Consider the following 23,281-nt stretch of genomic DNA (forward strand, 5'->3'; position numbering starts at 1 on the left):
TGCCATGTTGAAATTTTCTGCTCACGAGTACCCTTATCCGTCGCAACGCCAAAGCGTCTTCGCCCGTCGCGGCATGGTCGCGGCGTCCCAACCGCTGGCCGCCCAGGCCGGGATCGAGATCATGCAAAAGGGCGGTAATGCCATCGATGCCGCCATCGCCACGGCGGCGGCGCTCACCGTGGTGGAACCCACCGGCTGCGGCCTGGGCGGCGATGCCTTTGCCCTGGTGTGGTGCAAGGGCCAGTTGCACGGCCTGAACGGCAACGGCCACGCGCCGGCCGCCTTGAACATCGAGGCGGTCAAGGCGGCGGGCCATGAGCGGATGCCGCTGTACGGCTGGACACCGGTCACCGTGCCCGGTTGTCCATCGGCCTGGGCGGAGCTGTCGCAACGCTTCGGCAAGTTGCCCTTTGCCGAACTGCTGCAACCGGCGATCAGCCTGGCGCGCGACGGTTTCCCCGTGTCGCCGGTGGTCGCCCATCAATGGCAGATCGCCCTGAATGAATTCAGCCCCCATCGCGACGCGGTGCTGGACGCCTGGTTCGACACGTTCCTGATCGACGGGCGCGCACCACAGGCCGGGCAGATCTTCCGCAACCCGGCCCAGGCCCACACGCTGGAAGAACTCGCCGCGACCCGCTGCGAAAGCCTCTATCGCGGCGCCTTGGCCGAGCGCCTTGACGCGCACTCCCGCGCCAGCGGCGGTTACCTGCGCGCCAGCGACCTCAAGGATTACCGCGCGCAGTGGGTGGCGCCGATCCATATCAATTATCGCGGCGTGGACGTCTGGGAAATTCCGCCGAGCGGGCAGGGGCTGGTAGCGTTGATGACGCTGAAGATCCTTGAAGGCTTCAGCTTCGATCACCGCGACAGCCAACAGACCTGGCACCGTCAGTTGGAAGCGATGAAGCTCGCCTACAGCGACGGCCTGCACTACATCACCGACCCCCAGCATATGCGTGTGGCGGTGGCCGATCTGCTGAGCGACGCCTACAGCACGCGCCGCCGCAGCCAGATCGGTGAACAGGCGCAGCCGCCCGCGCCCGGCGACCCCCACGCCAGCGGCACGGTATACCTGGCCACGGCGGACGCCGAAGGCAATATGGTTTCGTTCATCCAGAGTAACTACCACGGCTTCGGCTCCGGCGTGGTGCTGCCCGACAGCGGCATCGCCCTGCAGAATCGCGGGCAGGAATTCAGCCTCGATCCGGCCCACGCCAACAGCCTGGCCGCGGGCAAGAAAACCTTCCACACCATCATCCCGGGCTTTCTCACCAAGGACGGCCAGGCTCTCGGACCGTTCGGCGTGATGGGCGGCTACATGCAGCCCCAGGGCCATGTGCAGATGGTGATGAACCTGGTGGACTTCGGCCTCAACCCCCAGGCGGCCCTGGACGCACCGCGCTGGCAATGGCTGGGCGACATGAAGGTCGGCATCGAACACGGCGCTTCGCGGGACTTGGTCAATGCATTGGCGCGGCGCGGGCATAAGGTGCAGACCGACAGCGACCTGACCGACTACGGGCGTGGGCAGATCATTCTGCGCGACCCGGTCAGCGGCGTGCTGTGCGGGGGGACCGAGCCGCGGACGGATTCGCATATCGCCGTGTGGTGAGCCGCTGATCGAGCCCAAGGGCGCGGTTTCACTGCGCCTGCCGGCTCAGCTTGACCAGCAGTGCGGCCATCAACAGCAGTATCGCCATCGTCACCAGCACGACCACGAAGCCTGCATCAAACGCCGAACGGGCGAACGCCGTCAGCATGGCGGCGCCCTCGGGTGACAAGGTCTCTGCGACTTTCAGCGCGTCGTCGAGGCTCTCGAATGTCATGGGGTTTCGGCTCAGCCATGACGGGATCATCAAGCCTGTCGAGTACGCGTAGATCGCTGACAAGAGGCTGCCTGCCAGTGTCACGCCCACCGCACCGCCCAGTTCGAACGAGACTTCCTCAAGGGAGGCGGCCATGCCGGCCTTGTCGGCGGGTACGCTGAGCATGATAGTGCTCGACGCCGCAGTCAGTGCCGCCCCCATGGTCAGGCCCAGCAGCGCCAGGCTGACGATTTGCAGCGGCACTGCGGCGTTGTACAGCGACACATAGGCCAGCATCGCGGCGGCTGACAGCAGCAATGTCCAGAACAGCATGCGTTGGTTGCCCAGGCGCGGCAGGTAGTAGCCGGCAAGCGGGCCGGCGACGAAGGAACCCAGTGGCAGCGGCAGGATGAACAGCGCCGCGTCCAGCGGCGACAGGCCCAGCACCAGCTGCAGGCGCTGGCTGAACACCAGTTCCATGCCAATCAAGGCTGCGGCGGACACGAGCGCTGCAATCACGGCATTTCTGAATCCGGGCGTGCTGAACAACGACAGATCGAGCATCGGTTGCGTCGCTCGGCGTTGGCGCCGAATGAACAGTGTGAGGCAGAGCGCACCGAGCACGACCGCCACCAGCATGGCGTCGAAGGAGGGCACCCGTTTGCCGAGTTCCTTGACGGCATACGCCATGCTGATCAACCCGATCATCACCTGCAGCGAACCCAGCCAATCCCAACGTCGTTCGGGGTTTCCCGGGTGGTCGGGGATCAACAGCACGCCGACGAGCAACGCCAGCAGCACAATCGGCACGTTGATCAGAAACACCGAGCCCCACCAGAAATGCTCCAGCAACAGGCCACCCACCACCGGCCCGAACGCCGCGCCCCCCGAGGCCACCGAGGCCCAGATCCCGAACGCCATGGCCTGTTCGCGCTCGTCGGTGAACGTCAACCGGACCAGGGCCAATGTGGCGGGCATCATCATCGCTGCGCCGACCGCCAGGAACCCCCGCGCGCCGATCAATACGCTGGCCGAAGGCGAGAAGGCTGCGATCAGCGAGCACAGCCCAAATACACTCAACCCCCCGATAAATAGCCGTTTATGCCCCAGGCGGTCGCCGAGCGTGCCCATGCCCAGCAACAGCCCGGCGGCGATCAGCGCATAGATATTGATGATCCACAGTTTCTGCGACGCCGTCGCACCGAGCTCGCGCGTCAGTGTCGGCAACGCGGTGTACAGCACGGTCATGTCAATCACGATGAGCAGCAATGCGCTGGAAATAATGGCCAGGATCAACCAGCGTCGCGAAGCGGTCATGGGCAGGGCTCGATGGGTAAGGTGTCGAAGGCCGGCCACTGTAGCTCAGTTGCGCTGCATTGCCCCTCACACACGGAAATGGCCCACCAGGTTCTGCTGATGGTTGGCCATTTCATGCAGTGAGTCACTGGCCCTGGAGGCCTCGTTCATGCGCGTGGTGAGTGTTTCGCTGATGCCACGGATGTCACTGACACGCTGGCTGATATCGTCCACGACGGTGCTTTGTTCCAGGGCGGCGCTGGCGATCTGTTGGTTCATCTGCTCGATCACGTCCACGGCCTGGGAGATGTTCTGCAGCGCCGCACGCGTCTGTTGCACCTGGATCACGCTGCTGCCGGCTTGTTCGCGACTCAGTTGAGTGCTGTGTACCACCTCCTGGCTCAGCTGTTGCAACCTCTCGATCACGTTGCGCACCTGCTCGACCGAACTCTGGGTGTTGCTGGCCAGGTGCCTGACTTCATCGGCCACCACCGCAAAACCGCGCCCTTGTTCGCCCGCTCTGGCCGCTTCGATGGCCGCGTTCAAGGCCAGCAGGTTGGTCTGTTGAGCGAGGGTGCAGATCACGTCCAGCACCTGGCTGATCTGGCTGCTGCTGTCGGCGAGGGCGTGTACCTGCTTGAGTGTGGCGTCCAGGCGCTGGTCGAGGTGTTCGATGTTGTGTACGGCGCTGGCGAAGACGGCCTGACCGGAGCGGCTCGCGCTTTCCGCGGCGCTCGCGGCGTCGGCGGCAGAGTGCGAGTGGCGCGCCACTTCCTGGGCACTGGCGCTCATTTCATGCAGCGCAGTCGCCGCCAGTTCCACTTCACGGTACTGGCGCTGCATGCCTGCGCTGACCTCCCGGGCAATGCCCGAGGACGTGTCGGCACTGGTGCGCGTGTCCCACGAGGCGGATTGGATGTCGCGGATGATCGGCTGCAATTTGTCCAGGAAACGGTTGAAACCGTTGCTCAGTGCGCCCAGCTCATCGTGGCGAGCCACCGGCAGGCGTTGGGTGAGATCACCGTCGCCATCGACAATCGCATCGAGCAGGCTGGCCACCTTCAGCAGCGGGCGCGTCACGCCGTAGGCCGCCAGCCAGATCAGCAGCATGCCCAGGCAACTGGCGAGCAAACCGAGGCCCAGGTTGAGCCAATTGGCCTGGCGGCGTTGGGCATCCAGTTCGCTCTGCATCTGCCGAACGGGGGCCTGCGCCACGGCTTGCGGCACCTTCAACTGCAACGTCCACGGTGGGCTGCCCGCCACGGTCTGGACGGACTGACTGATGTCGATGCTGGCGCCCGAGACCTCGCCACTGCGCCCGGCCACCTGGCCCGAGTTTGCGACTATGCTGACTGCGCTGGCGCCCTGGTACAGATCCTGGCGCAGGTTGGCCGCGAGTTTCTGCAGGGTGTCGAGGCCGATGTCCATGCCGACCACGCCGATCGTCGTGCCGTTGGCGATCAGTGGAATCGAAATGCTGCTCATCAGGACTTTGCGGCCCTCCACCTCGCTTTCATAGGGCGCCACCACACAGGTGCGGCCCTGGGCCTGCGGGCAGACGTACCAGGCGTTTTCCGGCTCACTGCCCGCCGGCGCATGGTTGGCGGTGATTTGCGGCTCGGTGAGTACTTCCTGGACCAACTGCCCCGGTTGGCTCTGCGACCAATACAGCGCGAACCGGCCTGTTTCGTTGCCTGCCAACGCACGTTGCGCGGTGAACTGCGCGTCGGCACCTGCCAGCGCATCGGGCAGCAACACCACGTACAGGCCGAGCACTTTGTCGCGCTTGAGCAGTGTCTGGCGAGTAATGTTCACCAGTGTCTCGCGCAGTTGTGTCGCCGAGAGGTGGCCATTGAGGGTTTGTTCGCGCAGTTGCAGGACCTGTTGCGCGAAGCCTTCGCCATACAGCGCCGTCTCATTGAAAAACCGCGCAACCTGCTGACCGTGGGCAACCGCCTGGGCCTGCAAGTGCTCCGTGGCCGCTTGCGCCAGCAACTGAGTGCTGCGTGCCTTGAGCAGTTCTGCACTTTGTTGATTCTGGTACAGCGAGGCGCCGGTCAATGCGGCGACAACGGCCAGCAGGCACAGCCCGCTCAGGAGTGTGATGCGCCATTGAATAGTCAGGTGAGCAAAAGGCATGGCTGGGAGTTCCTGCGCGTGAGGGCTCTATGGGCTGTAATAGCCTGGTGGGCGCCGTCGTTTCTTATTGTTGCTAGCCGACATCCGGGCATAGCACGGCGACCCTAGAGTGCAGGGATGAACATCCGGAGGGTTATCCCAAATCGGCGGGGAACGGTGCTGGACGCTGAACTGTTTTGGGGCGGTGCAGGCGATGCTACCGATTTGGGATAGCGAGGGGTTTGTAGGGGGGCATAGGATCGAATACAGCGTGCAAGCCAAAAAATAAAAGCGCTACCCGGTGCCGATAGAGCCTTGATCGGAGCCACCCCACAGCGACTGCCTCATACAATAAGGTCAATAACATGAGTGTATCTATTCAGGTCAACAGCTCCACGGAGTTGAAGCGAGGCGCCCTGGGTGTCGGCTTCATCATCTTTTTCGTGGTTTCGGCGGCGAGTCCGCTCAGTGTCATCGCCGGCGGTTTTCCGATTGGCATCATGCTGGGTAACGGTGCCGGCACCCCGGCGTTGCTGCTTCTCGCCTTGCTGGTGCTATTGGCGTTCTCGGTGGGTTACACCACCATGTCCCGGCACCTCACCAACGCTGGCGGTTTCTATGCCTTCACCTCGCGTGGCCTGGGCGGTTTGGCCGGGGGCTCGGCGGCGGTGTTGGCGATGTTTGCCTATAACATTCTCCAGATCGCCCTGTATGGCATGTTCGGCGGCGTGGTCAGCGGCACCATGGAGAGCGTGGTTGGCCTGGTGTTGCCGTGGTGGTCGTATTCGCTGATGGCGATGGCCAGTATTGCGGTCCTCGGTTATCGCAAGATTGATCTGTCGGCCCGGGTATTGTCGGTCGTGGTGATCGCCGAGTACCTGGCGATCCTCACCCTCGACTTCGCCATTCTCAAGAGCGGTGGCGACAGCGGCGTCAATCTCGACGCATTCAGCAGCCAGCATGTGTTCAGCGGTACGCCGTCGATCGGCCTGCTGTTCTGCTTCGCCGCCTTCATCGGCTTCGAGGCCACGACGATCTACGGCGAGGAAGCGAAAAACCCGCAGCGCACCATTCCGATTGCCACCTACTGTTCGGTGCTGTTGATCGGTGGGTTCTATGCGCTGTCGGTCTGGGCGATGGTGGTGGGCGTGGGCGCGGACAAGATCGTGCCGATGCTGCAGGCATTACAGGACCCCACGACCTTTATCTACGGCATGTCCGATCACTTCGTCGGGCCTTACCTGACCCAGATCATCCGCGTGCTGTTCATGGTCAGTATCTACGCCGGGTTGTTGGCATTCCATAACGCCGCCGCGCGCTACTTCTACGCGATCGGCCGCGACGGCCTGCTGCACAGTCTGCTGGGCACCACGCACCGCGTGCATCAGAGCCCGCATATGGGCTCGGCCTTGCAGAGCCTGATCGCGGCAGTGGTGGTGCTGATCTTCGCCGCCTTGGATGCGGACCCGATCCTGCAACTGTTCGCCTGGTTCTCCAACCTCGCCACCCTGTGCGTGATTTTGTTGATGGCGATGACCTCGGTCGCGGTGTGTGTGTATTTTCACCGGCATCCGGAGCTCAACGTCAGCGTTTTGCGCGGGCGCATTCTGCCGGGGATCTCCTGCCTGGCATTACTGATGGTGCTGGTACTGGCGGTGGCGCATTTCGATGTGCTCACGGGCGCCAGCAAGCTGTTGTCGTACAGCCTGTGCGCCGTCATCCCCCTGGCCCTGCTCGGCGGCATCTTTCTCGCCGCGCGCTTGCGCAAGGTATCGCCCCAGCGGTTCCTGGCGTTGGGCAGCCACAAGCTCTAAGGCATCAACCCGGTACAACTCTACTGCGAACTGTGCGCTTGTCGGTGTCCGACAAGGCGTGCCTGCGTTAAAGGAAAATTGCACATGCACCATTACACGATGCTGATCAACGGGGTTCAGGTTGCCGGTGAAAACGGGCAGTTTGACGTGATCAACCCAGCCACCGGCACCGCATTCGCACAGTGCCCGGCCGGTTCCCTGGCGCAACTGGACCAGGCGGTGGCGGCTGCCCAGGCGGCCTTCAAGACGTGGCGGCACAGCACTCACGCGCTGCGTTGCGAGCGCCTGCTGGCGATTGCCGAGGCGATCGAACAGGATGCCGACGCCCTGGCCCGGTTGATCGTTCTCGAACAGGGCAAACCGCTGGAGCTGGCGTTGTCCGAAGTCATGGGCGCCGCCGCGTGGACCCGCTATGCCGCCGCGCAACAGATCCCCGTGGAACTGGTGGAAGAAACCCCCACCCAGCGTGTCGAGTTGCACCGCAAGCCGCTGGGCGTGGTGGCTTCCATCACACCGTGGAACTGGCCGGTGATGATTGCCGTGTGGCACATCATGCCGGCGTTGCGTGCCGGCAATTGCGTGATCAGCAAACCCTCGAGCCTGACGCCATTGAGCACCTTGCGCCTGGTGGACATCATCGCTCGGCATCTGCCCCACGGGGTGATCAATTGCGTGACCGGTGAGCAAGGTTTCGGCAGCGCGATCACCTCCCACCCCGGTATCCAGAAGATCGTCTTCACCGGCTCGACCGCCACCGGGCAAAGCGTGATGCGCGGCGCTGCCGGCAACCTCAAGCGATTGACCCTCGAACTGGGCGGCAACGATGCCGCCATCGTACTGCCGGGCACGCCGGTGGAAGAGGTCGCCGAAGCGATTTTCCAGGCAGCGTTCCTCAACATGGGCCAGACCTGTGCGGCCCTCAAGCGTTTGTACGTTCATGAGTCCCAGTACTCGGCGTTTGCCGATGCATTGACGCGCATCGCCGCACGCCAGGTCGTCGGTGACGGCCTGGCGCCGGGGGTCACGTTTGGTCCGGTGCAGAACCTGGAGCAACTGCAACTGGTCGAGGCACTGGTCGCCGATGCGCGCGAACACGGCGCGCGGGTTCTGTGCGGCGGCGCACGCCTGGAGCGTCCGGGGTTCTTTTATCCACCCACGCTGGTCGCCGATGTCACGGACGGCCAGCGGCTGGTCGACGAGGAGCAGTTTGGCCCGGTGTTGCCGTTGATCGCCTATCAGGATGTGGAAGACGTGCTGCGTCGCGCGAATGCGGGCGACATGGGCTTGGGCGGCTCGGTCTGGGGGCCGGACGTCGAACAGGCGACGGCCTTGGCCAGCCGTCTGGAAAGCGGCGTGGCATGGGTCAACTGCCATGCCCGCATCCAGCCGAACACGCCGTTCGGCGGCAGCAAGATGTCCGGGTTCGGTGTCGAGTTCGGCCTTGAAGGGCTGCTGGAATTCACCGGGCAACAGCTGTTGTTTGTCCACAACCGTGACGCTGAGTAAGGGCCTGAGCCATGTACGAAAAATACAAAACTGCGCAGAAGAAATTCTGGCATCCGATGAGTTCCAGCGCCCCGGCGCAGCGTGCCAAGACCTTGATCATTGCCCGTGGCGACGGCAACTACATCACCGACATCGACGGCCAGCGCATGCTCGACGGCGTGGGCGGCCTGTGGAACGTCAACATCGGGCACAACCGTGCGTCGGTCAAGGCCGCGATTGCCGCGCAACTCGACGAACTGGCGTATTACCAGACCTTCGACGGCATTGCCCATCCGCGGGTGTTCGACCTGGCCGAGCGGCTGACGTCGATGTTCGCCCAGGAGCAGATGACGCGTGTGCTGTTCAGTTCCGGTGGCTCCGATGCGGTGGAGACCGCACTGAAAATGGCCCGCCAGTACTGGATCGCCAGCGGCGAGCCGGGGCGCACGCGCTTTTTGTCCCTGCGCAACGGTTATCACGGCGTACACATGGGCGGCACGTCAGTGGGCGGCAATGGGGTTTATCACTACAACCACGGGCCGTTGTTGGCCGGATGCCATTTGCTCGACACCCCATGGTTGTATCGCAACCCTTGGGACTGCCGGGACCCGCAAGCGCTGACCGCACACTGCATTCGCCAGCTTGAAGATCAGATCGCCTTGCTGGGCGCGCAGACCATCGCCGCGTTGATCGCGGAACCGGTGCAAGGCGCCGGTGGCGTGATCGTGCCGCCGGACGACTACTGGAAGCGCCTGCGTGAGGTGTGCGACCGCCACGGCATTCTGTTGATCGCCGACGAAGTGGTCACCGGTTTCGGTCGCTCGGGCTGCATGCTCGGCAGCCGCGGCTGGGGTGTCGCGCCGGACATGCTGTGCCTGGCCAAAGGCATCACCGCCGGTTATATCCCGCTGGGCGCAACGATGTTCAATCAGCGCATCGTCGACGCGATTGAGCACGGCGAAGGCTTCAGCAACGTGATCATGCACGGCTACACCTACAGCGGGCATCCGACCGCCTGCGCGGCCGCCCTGGCGGTGCTGGATATCGTCGAAGCCGAGGACCTGCCGGGCAACGCCGCCAAGGTCGGCGGGCAATTGCTCGAACAGCTGCAAGCACTGACCGAGCGTTACGCCGTGGTCGGTGAAGTGCGCGGCAAGGGCCTGATGATTGCCCTCGACCTGGTGGCGGACAAAACCACCCGCGAACCGCTGAACCCGGCGGCCGGGCAGCCTTTGCGGATCGCTGACGCGGCACGCCGCGCCGGGGTGCTGGTGCGGCCGATCGGCAACAAAATCGTTCTTTCGCCACCGCTGACCCTCACGGGCGGGGAGGCCGAATTGATCGTCGCGGCGCTGGACACCGCGCTCGCCGCTTGCGGCTAGCCCTTGCGAGCCTGGCGCAGCGCGGCTGCGCCAGTGTTATGCGAATACCTAAGACAGCCTTTGAAGGTGCACCTCAAGGAGTTTCAACCATGCGGTATCCATCCCCTCCCTTTCGCCGCGGCACCCTGGCTGCCACATTGGCGCTTTGCGCCGTCGGCCAGGCCCATGCCTATGAGGTTTACAGCGACGAGAGCCGGCATCTCAACGCCGATATGACCGCCGTATTCGGTCAGTTCAACAGTCGCAAAAACTATGACGGCGCCCCGGGCGGTTCGACCTGGCGCGAAGGCTTCATCAAATACGGCTTGAGCGGCGACCAGGCCCTGGCAGGCAAAGGCACGGCCTATGGCGCGTTCGCGCTGGTCAGTTCCGCGACCTGGGGCGACGGTGATCCGGCCGGCAATACCCTCGGCACCGAACACACCACGAAAATTGAAGACGCTTACCTCGGTTGGCGTTCCGGCGACCTGTTTCCGGCACTGGGCAAGGACGGTGTGGATATTTCCGGTGGGCGCCAGGTGGTCAAGATCGGTCGTGGTTTCCTGATCAACGACGACGGGCCGAACCTGGGCAAGGGCCCGGCGGATGGCGCGCTGAACCGTGGTGGGGCCTTTTACCTGGCGGCGCGGCATGCCTTCGATCAAACCGCGGTCCTGCGCCTGGGCGGGCAGGAGGGCGTGCATGGCAGCGTGTTGTGGCTCAAGTCCGACAACCGCGCCCAGGCGGAAACCGAACTGGCCGCCGGCACCCTGGATTACACCGCCAAGCCCGGCACTCTGGGGTTGACCTGGGTGCATGGCATCGATGTGAACGAGCGCTGGGCCAGCGATTTTCAGCGCCAGCGCAAGGGTATGAACGTCTACAGCGTGCGCGGCGAAGGCGATGCCGGGCTGCCGAACGTCAGCCTGGCATTCGAGTATGCCTGGCAGGACAAAGACGACGGGCCTGAAAAAGCCTGGTACGGCGAAGCCGGCTACACCTTTGCCGACATCGCCTGGGCGCCGAAGCTGACCTATCGCTATACCCGTTATTCGCAGAAGTGGGATTCGCTGTTTACCGGGCTCAGCACGGGTTACGGCACCTGGTTCCAGGGCGAGGTGGCCTCCAACTATGCCGGCCCGTTCAACAGCAACACCGGTATCCATCACGTCGGTCTCAAGGCAACGCCATTGGAGAACCTGACGGTCGGCGCGCTGTACTTTGACTTCGACACGTTGCGCAAAAACAATGCGCTGAACCTCGATGCGCGGGAGCTGGACGTCTACGTCGAGTGGGCCGTCAACCCGCACCTGATCGTCACGCCGCTGATCGGCCTCTACAAGCCGAAGCAGGACTCCACCAGCGGCGGCAACCAGACGGTCGGCAATGGCACCAACCTGTACAGCCAATTCACGGTCGCGGTGCCGTTCTGAGGTTGACGGCCGTCGCGTTCCTGACCCTCAGGACGCGGGGGCGCTCGGTGGGTTGCGCATGTTTTCGGCAATTCGCCGTGTGGTGTCCATCACCATTTCGATCACGGTTTCCTGACGCAGCAGCTTGAAGCTCTGGCTGCTGCCGACGGCGGACAGACTGCCGACCACCTCGTCCATATCCGGCCGGATGATGGGCGCGGCGATGCCGGTCAGGCCCAGGTTGAGTTCGTCGTGGGTCAGGCAGTAGCCGTCCTTGCGGATCTTTTTCGCGGCCTTGGAGAAGCTGGCCCAGTCGTATGGGCTGTCCGGGTCGTTGGCCATGTGTTCTTCGAACAGGCGTTGCAAGCGTCGACCTTTCTGAAAGGCGATCAGCACCTTGGATTGCGCGCCGCGAAAAAACGGCAGCGGGTGTCCGCGGCCAAAGGAGAAGTGGTAGGTGTCGCTGGGTTCGGCGATGTAGGTGTTGATGATGCGCCCGTCATAAAAAACGCTGGCGAACACGGCCAGGCCGGTCTGGGCGGACAGTTCGTGCATCAGCTCGCGCCCGGCGAGGAGGATGGGGTCGTACTGGCGCATCATCCAGTCCAGTTCGATCACGCGCGGCCCCAGGCCGTAGCTGCCGGCATCCACGCGGGTCAGCAGGCCGGCGTCACACAGGTCCTTGACGTAGCGATACACGGTGGCGCGCGACAGGCCCATGCGCTCGGCGATGGTGTCCGGATCGATCTTCAACGTCTGCGGACCGAACAGGTCCAGGACACTCAACAACTTGCTCAGACTGCTCATTTCGTTCCTAGAAAAGGGGATGGCACGCGGGTGAGCACTATAGGCACGCCCGCCCGCGCTGAAAAGACGGCCGGCCCGATGGGGGGCCGTCACGCCACACTATCGCAGTTAAGCGAAAAAGCAATCGTCGCAGCACTTTTCATAACCGATTAATTGGCATTTATCTCATAAGTAGAGACAAATGGTAAAAAACAGCTTGTTTGATGTGGTTTTATGTGTGATAAATCTCATCAAAGAAGATGCTCAAGCGAGAGGGCTGATAATGAATGGTGCGCAACTGATAGTGAATGCGGCAGCGGCAAGCGGTATCGAGTACTGCTTCGCCAACCCGGGAACCACGGAGATCCCGCTGGTGGCGGCCATGGCCAGCGCGCCCGCCCTCAAGCCGGTGTTGTCGTTGTTCGAAGGCGTCTGTACCGGAGCGGCGGACGGTTACGGCCGCGTCGCCGGCAAGCCCGCGATGACGCTGACTCACCTGGGCCCGGGGTTTGCCAATGGCATCGCCAACCTGCACAACGCGCGGCGCGCCAACACGCCTATCGTCAATGTGATCGGTGACCACGCCTCATGGCACGTCAACTACGACCCGCCCCTGGCCAGCGATATCCAGGCCCTGGCCGGCACCGTGTCCGGCTGGGTTCGCACATCGCGCACCGCCTCGGCGATCGGTGAGGACCTGCAGGAAGCCGTGCGTGCCGCCTGGCAAGCCAAGGGCCAGATCGCCAGTCTGATCCTGCCGATGGACCTGCAAGCCGCCGCGGTGACGCACAACGGTGTGTTCACGCGGATGCAGGCGCCGATCCGCCGCTTTGCCGGCGACCGTATCGAAGCGGTCGCGCAGGCCTTGCGTGATGGTCAGCGGCTGGTCTTCATCGTCGGTGATCAAGGCTTGTCGGTTGCCGGCCTGGAAGCGGCAGGGCGTCTGGCGCAATTGCCCGGTGTGCGGCTGTTCGCCGAAACCTTTCCCCGGCTCAGCTACCGGGGCGGCGGTCTGCCGGACCTGGACCGCCTGCCGTACTTCCCGGAAGTGGCCATCGAGATCCTCGAGCAGTACGACAAGGTGGTCTGTGCCGGTGTCCCGGAACCCATCAGTTACTTCGGCTACGAAGGTATTCCGTCGCGGCTGGCCGAACGTGAGCGCTTGCTGTCGCTGGCCGACGTCGGCGACGACGTGGCCGGGGCGTTGACCGCGCTGGCCGACGCGCTGAATGCACCGGCTTATGTGCCGACCCCGCGGGGGATCGAGCTGCCGCCAGGCGAGGCCGCGTTGACGCCGCAGTCGGTCGGCCAAGTGTTGGCCGCAGCGCTGCCGGACGACTGCATTGTCTCGGTCGAAGGGGGCACTTGCGGCTATCCGTTTTTCACCGCCTCCGCCAGTGCGGCGCGGCACCGTGTGTTGACCAACACCGGCGGCGCGATTGGCCAGGGCATTCCGGTCGGGTTCGGCGCCGCGCTGGCGGAGCCCGGTACCCGGGTGTTTTGCCTGCAATCGGACGGCAGCGCGCAGTACACCATTCAAACCCTGTGGAGCATCGCCCGCGAGCAATTGCCGGTGGTGATCCTGATCGCCGCCAACCACCGCTACGCGATCCTGCAGAACGAACTGCGCCGTTTCGGCATGACCGAACTCGACCCGCAAGCCCTCAGCCTGACCGTGCTGGACCGTCCACGGATCGACTGGAAAGCCCTGGCCACCGGCTACGGCGTGCCGGCCCGTACCGTACACACCAATGCCGAACTGCAACGGGCGCTGGCCAATGCCGCCGCCGATGCGGGCCCTTGCCTGATCGAAATGGCACTGTGAAGGAGTCGATGATGAATCAGCTTGACGTGTTACCCGCCGTCCAGGCGTTCCTGTCTCAACCCGGCCGTCTGTTCATCGGCGGTACCTGGCAGGACGCGGCCAGCGGTCGCCGGTTTGCCGTGGAGAACCCCGCCACGGAAGAAACACTCACGGAAGTCGCGCGCAGCGACGAACGCGATGTGGATGCCGCCGTAGCCGCCGCCCGCGCCGCATTCACGGGGGCTTGGGCGCAGCAGTCACCGGCCCAGCGCGGCGTGTTGCTGTTTCGCCTGGCGGACTTGCTCGACCAGCACCGCGAAGAGCTGGCGCAACTGATCACCCTGGAAAACGGCAAGCCGATTACCAACGCACGCGCCGAGGCGGCCAGCGCGGCCAGCATCCTTCGTTACTTCGCCGGTTGGCCGACCAAGATCGAAGGCAGCACGCTGCCGGTATCGCCGGCCAGCGGCGCACCGATGCTCAACTACACGTTGCGCGAGCCGGTGGGCGTCTGCGCCTTGATCGTGCCGTGGAACTTCCCGTTGAACATGTGCGTGTGGAAGCTCGGCCCGGCGCTGGCCACCGGCTGTGTGGCGGTGCTCAAGCCCGCCGAGCAGACGCCGCTGGTGGCGATCCGGCTGGTGCAGTTGATCGAGGCGGCGGGCTTCCCGCCGGGTGTGGTCAACCTGATCACCGGCTTGGGCGCCGAGACCGGCGCACCGCTGGCGCAGCATCCTGACGTGGACAAGATCGCCTTCACCGGTTCGACCCAGGTCGGGCGGCTGATCGCCCAGGCGGCCACCGGCAACATGAAGAAGGTCTCGCTGGAGCTGGGCGGCAAATCACCGAACATCATCTTGCCCGACGCCGACATCGTGCGCGCCGCCAAGGGCGCCGCCGATGGGATTTTCTACAACCAGGGCCAGGTGTGTACGGCGGCATCGCGCCTGTACGTACACGCCAGCGTGCTGGATCAGGTGCTTGAAGAACTGCAGCGCCACGCTGCCGCCCATGTCCTCGGCAACGGCCTGGACCCGGCCAACAGCATGGGCCCGCTGGTGTCCGCGCGGCAGCTGGATACGGTCAAGGGCTACCTGCAGCGCGGCCAGGAGGAGGGCGCCGAACTGATTTGCGGCGGCGGCCGCCCCGAGCACCTGGAACGCGGGCACTTCATCCAGCCGAGCGTGTTCCTCGATCGTGCCGAGCGTGCCTGCGTGGCCCGCGAAGAGATCTTCGGCCCGGTGCTCACCGTCATGAGCTGGACCGACGTCGATGACCTGGTGTTGCGCGCCAACGACTCGCCCTATGGCCTGGCCGCCGGCCTGTGGACCCGCGACTTGCGCTCGGCGCACCGCCTGGCGGCGCAGCTCCAGGCCGGTTCGGTGTGGATCAACTGTTGGAACGTGGTCGATGCGGCTTCGCCGTTCGGCGGCTACAAGCAATCCGGCTGGGGCCGGGAAATGGGCAAGAACGTTATCGACGCCTACACCGAGACCAAAAGTGTGTTTGTCGATCTCGGCTGAACAGAATAATCACAAGAGGAACTGCTATGGATCTGGAATTGAAAGGCCGCGTGGCAATCGTCACCGGAGGTGGCATGGGCATCGGCAAGGAAGTTGCGCGCTTTCTGTCCGAAGAAGGCTGCAAGGTGGTGATCTGTGCGCGGCGCATGGCGTTTCTCCAACTGGCCGCCGAAGAGATCAGCGCGCAGACCGGCAACGAAGTACTGCCGCTGTTCTGCGACACCAACGATATGTCGGCCGTGTCGGAAATGGTCGCCGCCGCGCACAAGCACTTCGGCCGCATCGACATCCTGGTCAACGGTGCCGCGGCGCCGTCGGGCGTGGTGCGCAATGACATCGAGCATGCCGGCGACGACGAGTTGCTGTCGGACCTCAACACCAAAGTGATCGGCTACTTCCGCTGTGCCAAGGCCGTGACCCCGCACATGAAGGCGGGCGGTTTCGGTCGCATCATCAACATCGGCGGCCTCACCGGGCGCAGCAGCAAAGTCCTCTCGGGGATGCGCAACCTGGCGATCGCGCACATGACCAAAACCCTCTCCGACCAGTTGGGCGCGTTCGGCATCACGGTCAACCTGATCCACCCGGGCGTGGTCGACACCCCGCACATCCGCGAGCTGTACGAGCGCGAAGGGATCAAGCAGGGCAAGACCCCGGAGCAGGTCGAGCAGGGCTACATCGACGCAACGCCGATTCGCCGCACGCTGGCGCCCATTGAAATGGGCTGGCTGATCGGCTTCCTGGCGTCCCCCAAGGCTGGCGCGGTGACCGGTGAATCCATCGGCATCGACGGCGGCCTGACCCGTGGCATCTTCATCTGAGGAGTAACTGCGATGAGTAACGGAACCCTATTAGTCGCCACCGTCGGCCAGGCCGTGATCCGTAGCGCCGACGATGGCCGCAGTTGGCATCGTCTCGGCCTCGGGCAGGATCTGGAGTTCGATGCGATCACCCGTTCGCTGAGCTTTCACCCCGGCACGCCGGACGTGATTTATGCCGGCACCGACATTGGTTTGTGCGTCAGCCACGACACCGGCGGCCATTGGCAGCAGGTCGACACGCCGTTCAACGGGCAGACCGTGTGGAAGGTGGCGGTCGACCCGCAGGATGCTCTGCGGATATTCGTCGGCACCGGTGCGCCTTCGCGCGCCGAGCTGTGGCGCACCCTGGACGGCGGCCTGAGCTGGGATCGCGCGCCGGTGGAAATCCCGGAGTTCTGTGATGGCGTCAGTCGTCCACGGTTGCTGGCCTTCGCCTACGACCCCACCGACCGCAACCAGGTGTGGTTCGGCCTCGAGGAGGGCGGGTTGTTCCATTCGCGTAACGGCGGCGAAAGCTGGATGCGCGTCGATGATCGGCTGCTGTGGGACTTCAACTCGGACATCCACAACATCCTGGTCCTGCCCAATCACGGTGAGAAAGTCATCGTGGTGGTTTGCGTCAATGCGGTTTACCGCAGCCTCGATGAAGGGCTGACCTGGACCGGCATCGTCGCCCGCGAAGCGTTTGGCCTGTACTACGCGCGCGCCATGAGTGCGCCATTGGGCACGCAGGATACGCTGTACCTGAGCATCTCCGACGGCACGCCGGGCACCACCAGCAAGATCCTGGTCTCCCATGATGCCGCGCTCAGTTGGCAGGTGTTGCCGCTGCCGCAACAGCCCAATTCCTGTGTGTGGGCTATTGCCTTCAACCCGGCGAACCCTCGGCAAATCGTCGCGGGCACCAAGTACGGCCATTTGTTCACCTCCGAGAACGGCGGTGACGGCTGGCAGAAGCAGTGGCGCGAATTCAGTGAGATCGCTGACGTGCTGTGGACCCCCGCCGTGGCGCAGATCAAGGCGGGGCATCAATCCATCGTCAAGAAAAACTGAGGTAGTGCGTGATGAAAGTCGAAGTCCTTCGTACTCACTTATCGCTATGGGTGAGTGATCCAGATGTGTCAGCACTTTGGTACGCCGACATCCTGGGTATGCACGAAAGTGCCCGTGGCGAGAGCTGGGTGATGATGGCGTTTGGCACCAAGCACCACGACATTGCGTTGATTCGTGCCGAACCCGGCGCCCATCAGGGCGGGTTGGGGTTGCAGCACTACGGATTGGAAATCGCCGGCGACATGACCACCCTGCGCCAGCTCTACGGCATGTTGCTGAGCAAAGGCGTCGAGGTGGTGAAAATCACCGATCACGAAATCGGCCATGGCGTGTATTTCCACGATCCGGATTGTAATCGCATGGAATTCTTTCTCGAGACCGAGCACGACGACGCACTTGGCAAGGCCCGCTTCAAGGCCGCCGGCGCGCCGAGCCGGAACTTTAAACTCGACCCACTTTGAATAGAGGCAGCTCTGATGAAAACCGCGAATTTCGCCAGCTATCACATCCGTAAATGGTACAGCTTCATTGAAGAAACCCTGGCCAACGAAACCGGCCAGTTGGCCGATGGCGAACCTGTGTACAAATACGCCATCGCTGCAGTGATTGCCAACCCCTATGCCGGCCGCTTCAGCCAGACGCTGGATGCATTGGTGGACGACTCGCCGTTGCTGGGCGAAGAGTTCGGCCGGCGCATCAACGCACTGGCCGGCGAGCACGAGATTGTCAGCTACGGCAAGGCTATCCTGGTGGGCACCGAGGGCGAGTACGAGCACGGCAACGCGTTCCTGACCAACCCTGCCGCCGATCCGATCCGTGTCGCGCTGGGCGGTGGCAAATCCTGGGTGCCGTCCACCGGCAAACGTGGCGGTCCGGGTTCGACCATTGACGTGCCATTGGCTCACAAGGATGCGCTGTATGTGCGCTCCCATTACGACAGCATGTCGCTGATGTTCGGTGACGGTCCTTCGCCGGACGAGATCGTTGTGATCTGGGCCTTCGCCACGCGCGGACGCCTGCATGCACGGCTCGGCGGTTTGCAGGCGGCGGATGTGCAAGGTCTCGACGGGCTGCACTGAGCCCGGGCGCAAGGCCTTGCGTGGCATCCGATCAAAACCACAACAAGAAAGCGGTGACTAGCGATGAAGCAGGACAAAACCCAGGTGGTCATTGTCGGCGGCGGCCCGAACGGGATCACCGCCGCACACTATATGGGGATGTACGGTATCGACTGCGTCGTCCTTGAACTGGCCGACGGCATCCTGCCTTATCCCCGCGCAGTTGGCATGGATGATGAAGCGCTGCGCGTGCTGCAGGGGATCGGCATTGCCGAGCTGGCCGCACGTGACATGATCTGCGATGTACCGCTGCGCTATTACAACGCGCGTGGCGTGTGTTTCGCCGAGGTCAAGCCGAGCGTCGCGCAGTACGGTTGGCCGATGCGGAACATCTTCATGCAGCAATTGCTCGAAGGCACCCTGCGCGAACATCTCGTGCAGCACGCCAGCGTCCAATTGCGCCAGGGCCATGAACTGCTCGAACTGGAGCAGGACGAGCAGGGCGTGACCTTGCAGGTGCGCGATGCCCACGGCGAGCTCTACCAATTGCAGGCCGACTATGTGATTGGCGCCGACGGCGGGCGTTCCACCGTGCGCAAACAGTTGGGCGTCGAACTGCTCGGGCTCACGCATCCGCGCAAATGGGTGGTGGTCGATACGGCCAACGACACCCTGGATGCGCCGTACACCGCCCTGCATGCCGATCCGCAACGGCCCTTCGTGTGCATCTACCTGCCTTATCAGCAGCGGCGCTGGGAGTTCATGCTGCTGGAGGGCGAAGACGAAGCGAAGATGTGCGACGAGGCGACGATTCGTGAACTGATCCGCGGCCATATCGGCGCGGCCGTGGATCAGTTGAACGTCATCCGAATCCGCGCTTACACCCACCACTCCCGTGTTGCGGCGCGGTTTGTCCAGGGGCGGGTCGCGCTGGTCGGCGATGCGGCGCATATTTCGCCGCCCTGGGCCGGGCAGGGGCTCAATTCCGGCTTGCGCGACGTGGCCAACGTGGCCTGGAAACTGGCGGCGATCATTCAGGGCCGCGCGGCGCCGTCGATCCTCGCCAGCTACGACCAGGAACGCCGCGGCCACGCCACCGAGCTGGTGGCGCTGGCCGACAACATGGGCGCCGTGCTGGGGTTGACCAACCCGCTGATGGCTGGCGTGCGCGACTGGCTGTTCCAGGCGGTCAACAGTGTCGACAACCTGCGCTCGCACCTCTTGGAATTCAAGTTCAAACCCAAGGCCACCATCACCCAAGGCCTGGTCTATCACGAGCGTGCCGAGCTGCGCGAAGACGATCTGGTCGGGCAACTGTTCGTGCAGCCTTATATCGAAGATGCCCAGGGCCAACGTCGGCGCCTCGACGACATGCTGGGCAACTCGTATGCCGTGCTGGGTTACCGCACCAATCCCCGGGCGCCACTGAGCGAGGACATGGCCGCGTATTGGGCGCGTTGGAACACGTGCTTTATCCAGGTCAACCGTTCGCGCAGCGGCGTGGGGCGCAACCAACCGCTGACGGCGATGGACGCGATCAGTGTGGAGGACGTGGATAACCGGCTGGGCGAGTGGTTCTCCAAGGTGCGTGACTGCATCGTCGTGGTGCGTCCGGACCGCTTTGTCGCGGCCATTACCACCCCAGAGCGGCTGGACGGTGTATTGCGCAAGCTGGCGGAGCAACTGTCATGAGCACGCCCGACGATGTACTCGGCCAACTGCGCCAAGCGAGGCTCAGCGCTCATGCCATTGCACCTTTGGCACCGCAGGCGCTGGACCGGCAGCAAGGCTACGCGCTGTTGCGCCAGACCCTGGAGCGATGCGTGGCCGCCGGGGAGAAACCGAGCGGCTGGAAGGTCGCTTTCGCCGGCCGAGCCGCGCAAGCACGCTTTGCTCTCGACGAACCGGTGTACGGCGGCCTCACGGATGCGATGCAGGTTGAGCCGGGGAGTGCGGTGCCGTTGGCGCGGCTGATCCAGCCCAAGCTGGAGGTCGAACTGGCGTTCGTCTTCGGGCACGCGCTGGCGCCGGGGGACTACCGCGACCAGGACATTCTGACGGCCATCGCCGAGGTGGCGCCCGCGTTCGAAATCGCCGACTGCCGGTGGCAAGGCTGGCGTTTCGGGCTTGGCGCCTTCCTCGCCGATAACGCGGCGGCGGGGCTTTACTGTGTGGGGCCGAGGTCGCCGTTCGAGCCGCAACAGCATGCCTGCGTGCCCTATCGTCTGGAGCACGAAGGGGGTCACCTGGGCAGCGGCGATACGCAGGCTCGGGAAGACAACCCGCTGTTCAATCTGTGCTGGTTGGTGCGCCGGCTCCTGGCGGACGGTCACCGTATCGAGGCTGGGCAGGTGGTGCTGTCGGGCGCGTTGCTGGCACCGATCGATATACAGCCGGGAACCTATCGTCTGCAGATGCTTGGCACGGAACTGGCTTTGGTTTTCCAGGCGGACACTGTGCCCGTGTGAATGCCAGCTGCCGTCAGGGATGACTGAGCCCCCTTCAGGCCAATGACCAGACACAGGCCGCCGAGGAACGACGAATATGCTCGCTGAAGTCCGAACCTTCAATGATCCTCAACAGCACGCCGGCTCGATCCAGGGCTGGCAGCAGATCTACGACCAACTGGGCCGTGGCTGTCTCACCAGTGAACTGCGCCAGTTGTCCTGCGATCGCTTCCAGATTTTCCAGGAGGTGCTGGACAAGCGAGTGGTGCAGCATGGTTCCTCGCCCAAAGGCCGGTTGTGCGCCGCCATGTCATTGGGCAGCTCGCCGGTGGTGCAAGGGCAGCAAGTGGACGCGCAGAGCGTGGTGCTGCTGCGCGATTCGGAGGAGTTCGTATTGCATGCTCCGGAAGGCACGCATTTTTTCGCGATCAACGTTGACGCGGTACGCTTTGCCAAACTGGCGGCTTTCGAATTATCCGGCGAGCAGCTTAAACGCCTGACCACTGTGTCTCAGCTGCGTGTGGATGAGGCGTTACTGCTGCGTATACACCAGCGTATTCACCCGTTGTTTCGTCACCTTTTGGAACATACCGACGCGATCAGCGCCGTTTCGGAAAAGATCCTGGAAGATGAGCTGCTCGGCACCTTCCTGGACCTGTTCACCCATGCCAGCGACGAGGTGCGTTGCCGGCGCGGCAATTTCGCCGTCAGTGCCTACCTGGTCCGGCGTTGCCAGGAGTTGATCGTTGCCAGCGGCGATACTCCATTGAGCATCCTCGATCTGTGCGAGCAATTGCGCGTCAGCCGCAGGACCCTGCAGAACAGTTTTCAGGCGGTGACCGGCCTGCGCCCGGTCGAGTACCTGCGCAATCTGCGCCTCAACGCGGTCCGGCGGCGGTTGATCGCGACCGCGGCCAGCGAGAAAAACGTCGGTGAGGTCGCCGTGGCCATGGGCTTTTTTCACCTGAGTCACTTCGCGGCGCATTACCGCGAATTGTTTGGCGAGTCGCCCTCGGAAACGCGCAGGGCCGAGCGCTGATGCGCGATCAGTCCGCCGCTTCGCCAAGCCCGGGGTTCACGCGCTTGCCGATGTCCTTGAGCCGCGCCAGTTGGTCGATCATCGAGGGGGCTTCATCCAGGCAACTGACGAAAGTCCACAGGTAAGTCATCACCGCATAGATATGCCCGGCTTTTACGGCCGGCGACAATGCCAGTTGCGTGATGGCAACCACAAACAGCAGCGCCGCCAGGATGCCAATGAACAGGAAGGCGATGGCCTCACGGTCCGACAAGCGGATGCGCAGTCGCGACAGCAGGTGATAATGACGGTGCAGGGTATGCGCGCCGACGGCTTCCACCATGCCGATTTCCTTTTCCAGGCGATTGTTCAAGCGCTCATGCAAGCGCTGGTTACGCCGGGCGAAGCCGGGCATCACGGTGACGCACAGCAGCAGCGCGAGCAGGCATGCCACGCCAACCCATGGCTCGATCACCAGCAACATGCCGGCCGCGCCAATGATCGAGACCAGCGCGGTGGCGATGATCGGCACGTGCTTCTCGAAAAAGTCGACAAAGTCCCGCGCCAGCACCACCCGCGCCGCCGCCTTGGACGTGCTCTGGCGTTCCAGGCGCTGATTGAGGATCACCGGCACCGCAAGATCGGCGTAGATGCGCGTAAAGGTGCGCGTATCCAGCGCGCGCCGCGCCGCCCCCACCACCCAGAACCCCAGCACCACGCCGGCATAGAGCAATGCGCTGGCGGCATCGCCACGGATGATTGAGTCCACGGCAAACCCGGCAAACAGCGGGTAGGCGAGCAGCAGTGCATTTTCCAGCGCCACCAGCGACAAGGTCGCGAACAGCTTGCCGGGGTAGGCCCTGGCAATGGCCTTGAGGGTCTGGCTGGCGGATTGCTGACCGAGCTTTTTGCTTTCTTCGAGCACAATCCTAGGGGTTACGGACGGCATGGGCCACCTGTCGAGCGCATCATGGGAGGATAGATACCGCGGGCGACGCCGAGCAGATAGCGCGCCTCCTCGGTCATCAATAACAAATTGATCTGCACTTCTTCGATAACGATTTCCAGGGCGATCAATATGCAAATGGCCGGCGCTGTAATCAGCCAGTGACAATAAGACTGTGTGATCAACGACGCGCACACACCAATCAACCACAACGCCAATACGCAATGCGGCGCGTACTTCTGCAGGGGAATCCAGAAGCGCTGCAACTTTCGCAGTTTGAGTGTGTAGAGCGTCAGTGACGCTTCCAGCTGTTTGGAGTCAACAAGGGGGCGAGCGGAATGCAGAGTCGGCATAACAATTGTCCGCGTAAAACATTGAACGTCATTTGCCAGGTGTTGCTTCATTGTCCCGGCGCCCGTGGCCTGGAAGGGTTTGATTGAACCAGGCAAGATTGATTGCTGTGACTTCGACCCATTCGCCCTGAGTTGGCATCCTTTCGCAGCTCTTGAACGCGATACAACGTCCTTGTGA

Annotated in this window: 19 protein-coding genes and 1 pseudogene; 14 read left to right on the top strand and 6 right to left on the bottom strand. The window is 63.5% G+C overall.

The window, feature by feature from the left end; genetic code table 11:
• The first annotated feature begins 4 nt into the window (after positions 1–4).
• Positions 5–1,615, top strand: coding sequence for a gamma-glutamyltransferase family protein (locus JN756_RS10640; protein ID WP_201022088.1), 1,611 nt, complete (start codon positions 5–7; stop codon positions 1,613–1,615).
• A gap of 28 nt (positions 1,616–1,643) precedes the next feature.
• On the opposite strand, the gene JN756_RS10645 is transcribed toward JN756_RS10640, so the two are convergent.
• The 3 genes and pseudogenes from JN756_RS10645 to JN756_RS32360 form a co-directional block, all read right to left on the bottom strand.
• Positions 1,644–3,125, bottom strand: a complete 1,482-nt coding sequence (locus JN756_RS10645; RefSeq protein WP_201022089.1) for an MFS transporter — start codon at positions 3,123–3,125, stop codon at positions 1,644–1,646.
• Between the two features lie 66 nt (positions 3,126–3,191).
• Positions 3,192–3,947 (bottom strand): methyl-accepting chemotaxis protein, encoded by a 756-nt coding sequence (locus JN756_RS32355; RefSeq protein ID WP_370737511.1) that lies wholly within the window; start codon positions 3,945–3,947, stop codon positions 3,192–3,194.
• Between the two features lie 102 nt (positions 3,948–4,049).
• Positions 4,050–5,243 (bottom strand): annotated as a pseudogene (locus tag JN756_RS32360) (HAMP domain-containing protein); the annotation flags it as partial.
• Between the two features lie 344 nt (positions 5,244–5,587).
• Here JN756_RS32360 and JN756_RS10655 point away from each other — a divergent pair.
• From JN756_RS10655 to JN756_RS10670, 4 genes are all read left to right on the top strand, one after another.
• Complete coding sequence (locus JN756_RS10655; protein WP_046384094.1) at positions 5,588–7,036, top strand: APC family permease; 1,449 nt, start codon at positions 5,588–5,590, stop codon at positions 7,034–7,036.
• A gap of 84 nt (positions 7,037–7,120) precedes the next feature.
• Positions 7,121–8,542, top strand: a complete 1,422-nt coding sequence (locus tag JN756_RS10660) for an aldehyde dehydrogenase family protein (RefSeq protein ID WP_046384093.1) — start codon at positions 7,121–7,123, stop codon at positions 8,540–8,542.
• 11 nt (positions 8,543–8,553) lie between these two features.
• On the top strand, positions 8,554–9,903 hold the full coding sequence (locus JN756_RS10665) for an aminotransferase class III-fold pyridoxal phosphate-dependent enzyme (protein ID WP_046384092.1): 1,350 nt from the start codon (positions 8,554–8,556) through the stop codon (positions 9,901–9,903).
• A gap of 89 nt (positions 9,904–9,992) precedes the next feature.
• Positions 9,993–11,315 carry an alginate export family protein gene (locus JN756_RS10670; protein WP_174630465.1) on the top strand — a complete coding sequence of 441 codons (1,323 nt, stop codon included), beginning with the start codon at positions 9,993–9,995 and terminating at the stop codon, positions 11,313–11,315.
• 27 nt (positions 11,316–11,342) lie between these two features.
• On the opposite strand, the gene JN756_RS10675 is transcribed toward JN756_RS10670, so the two are convergent.
• Positions 11,343–12,101, bottom strand: a complete 759-nt coding sequence (locus JN756_RS10675; protein ID WP_046384091.1) for an IclR family transcriptional regulator — start codon at positions 12,099–12,101, stop codon at positions 11,343–11,345.
• 262 nt (positions 12,102–12,363) lie between these two features.
• Here JN756_RS10675 and JN756_RS10680 point away from each other — a divergent pair, with 262 nt between their 5' ends.
• From JN756_RS10680 to JN756_RS10720, 9 genes are all read left to right on the top strand, one after another.
• The gene (locus JN756_RS10680; RefSeq protein ID WP_046384090.1) at positions 12,364–13,905 is read left to right on the top strand and encodes an acetolactate synthase large subunit; all 1,542 of its coding nucleotides are present in this window, start codon (positions 12,364–12,366) and stop codon (positions 13,903–13,905) included.
• Positions 13,906–13,916: 11 nt separating this feature from the next.
• Positions 13,917–15,407, top strand: coding sequence for an aldehyde dehydrogenase family protein (locus JN756_RS10685; protein WP_201022091.1), 1,491 nt, complete (start codon positions 13,917–13,919; stop codon positions 15,405–15,407).
• 26 nt (positions 15,408–15,433) lie between these two features.
• Entirely contained in the window at positions 15,434–16,228 is a 795-nt protein-coding gene (locus tag JN756_RS10690; RefSeq protein WP_017846967.1) for an SDR family NAD(P)-dependent oxidoreductase, read from the top strand.
• A gap of 12 nt (positions 16,229–16,240) precedes the next feature.
• The gene (locus JN756_RS10695; RefSeq protein WP_046384088.1) at positions 16,241–17,281 is read left to right on the top strand and encodes a WD40/YVTN/BNR-like repeat-containing protein; all 1,041 of its coding nucleotides are present in this window, start codon (positions 16,241–16,243) and stop codon (positions 17,279–17,281) included.
• Positions 17,282–17,292: 11 nt separating this feature from the next.
• Complete coding sequence (locus JN756_RS10700; protein ID WP_046384087.1) at positions 17,293–17,742, top strand: VOC family protein; 450 nt, start codon at positions 17,293–17,295, stop codon at positions 17,740–17,742.
• A gap of 15 nt (positions 17,743–17,757) precedes the next feature.
• Complete coding sequence (locus JN756_RS10705) at positions 17,758–18,360, top strand: amino acid synthesis family protein (protein WP_046384086.1); 603 nt, start codon at positions 17,758–17,760, stop codon at positions 18,358–18,360.
• A 63-nt stretch (positions 18,361–18,423) separates the two neighbouring features.
• A complete protein-coding gene (locus JN756_RS10710; protein ID WP_057004880.1) occupies positions 18,424–20,031 on the top strand; it encodes a bifunctional 3-(3-hydroxy-phenyl)propionate/3-hydroxycinnamic acid hydroxylase in 1,608 nt (535 codons plus the stop codon).
• A complete protein-coding gene (locus tag JN756_RS10715; protein WP_201022092.1) occupies positions 20,028–20,807 on the top strand; it encodes a 2-keto-4-pentenoate hydratase in 780 nt (259 codons plus the stop codon). Before JN756_RS10710 ends, JN756_RS10715 begins: the two co-directional genes overlap by 4 nt.
• A gap of 76 nt (positions 20,808–20,883) precedes the next feature.
• On the top strand, positions 20,884–21,825 hold the full coding sequence (locus JN756_RS10720) for a helix-turn-helix domain-containing protein (RefSeq protein WP_046384083.1): 942 nt from the start codon (positions 20,884–20,886) through the stop codon (positions 21,823–21,825).
• Between the two features lie 7 nt (positions 21,826–21,832).
• Here JN756_RS10720 and JN756_RS10725 read toward each other — a convergent pair whose 3' ends face one another.
• On the bottom strand, positions 21,833–22,753 hold the full coding sequence (locus JN756_RS10725; RefSeq protein WP_046384082.1) for an ABC transporter six-transmembrane domain-containing protein: 921 nt from the start codon (positions 22,751–22,753) through the stop codon (positions 21,833–21,835).
• Positions 22,741–23,103: a hypothetical protein gene (locus tag JN756_RS10730; RefSeq protein ID WP_046384081.1), complete on the bottom strand. Its 363-nt coding sequence runs from the start codon at positions 23,101–23,103 to the stop codon at positions 22,741–22,743. Before JN756_RS10730 ends, JN756_RS10725 begins: the two co-directional genes overlap by 13 nt.
• Positions 23,104–23,281 lie beyond the last annotated feature (178 nt).

It is taken from the genome of Pseudomonas sp. Y39-6 (assembly GCF_023651955.1).
Classification (GTDB): domain Bacteria; phylum Pseudomonadota; class Gammaproteobacteria; order Pseudomonadales; family Pseudomonadaceae; genus Aquipseudomonas; species Aquipseudomonas veronii.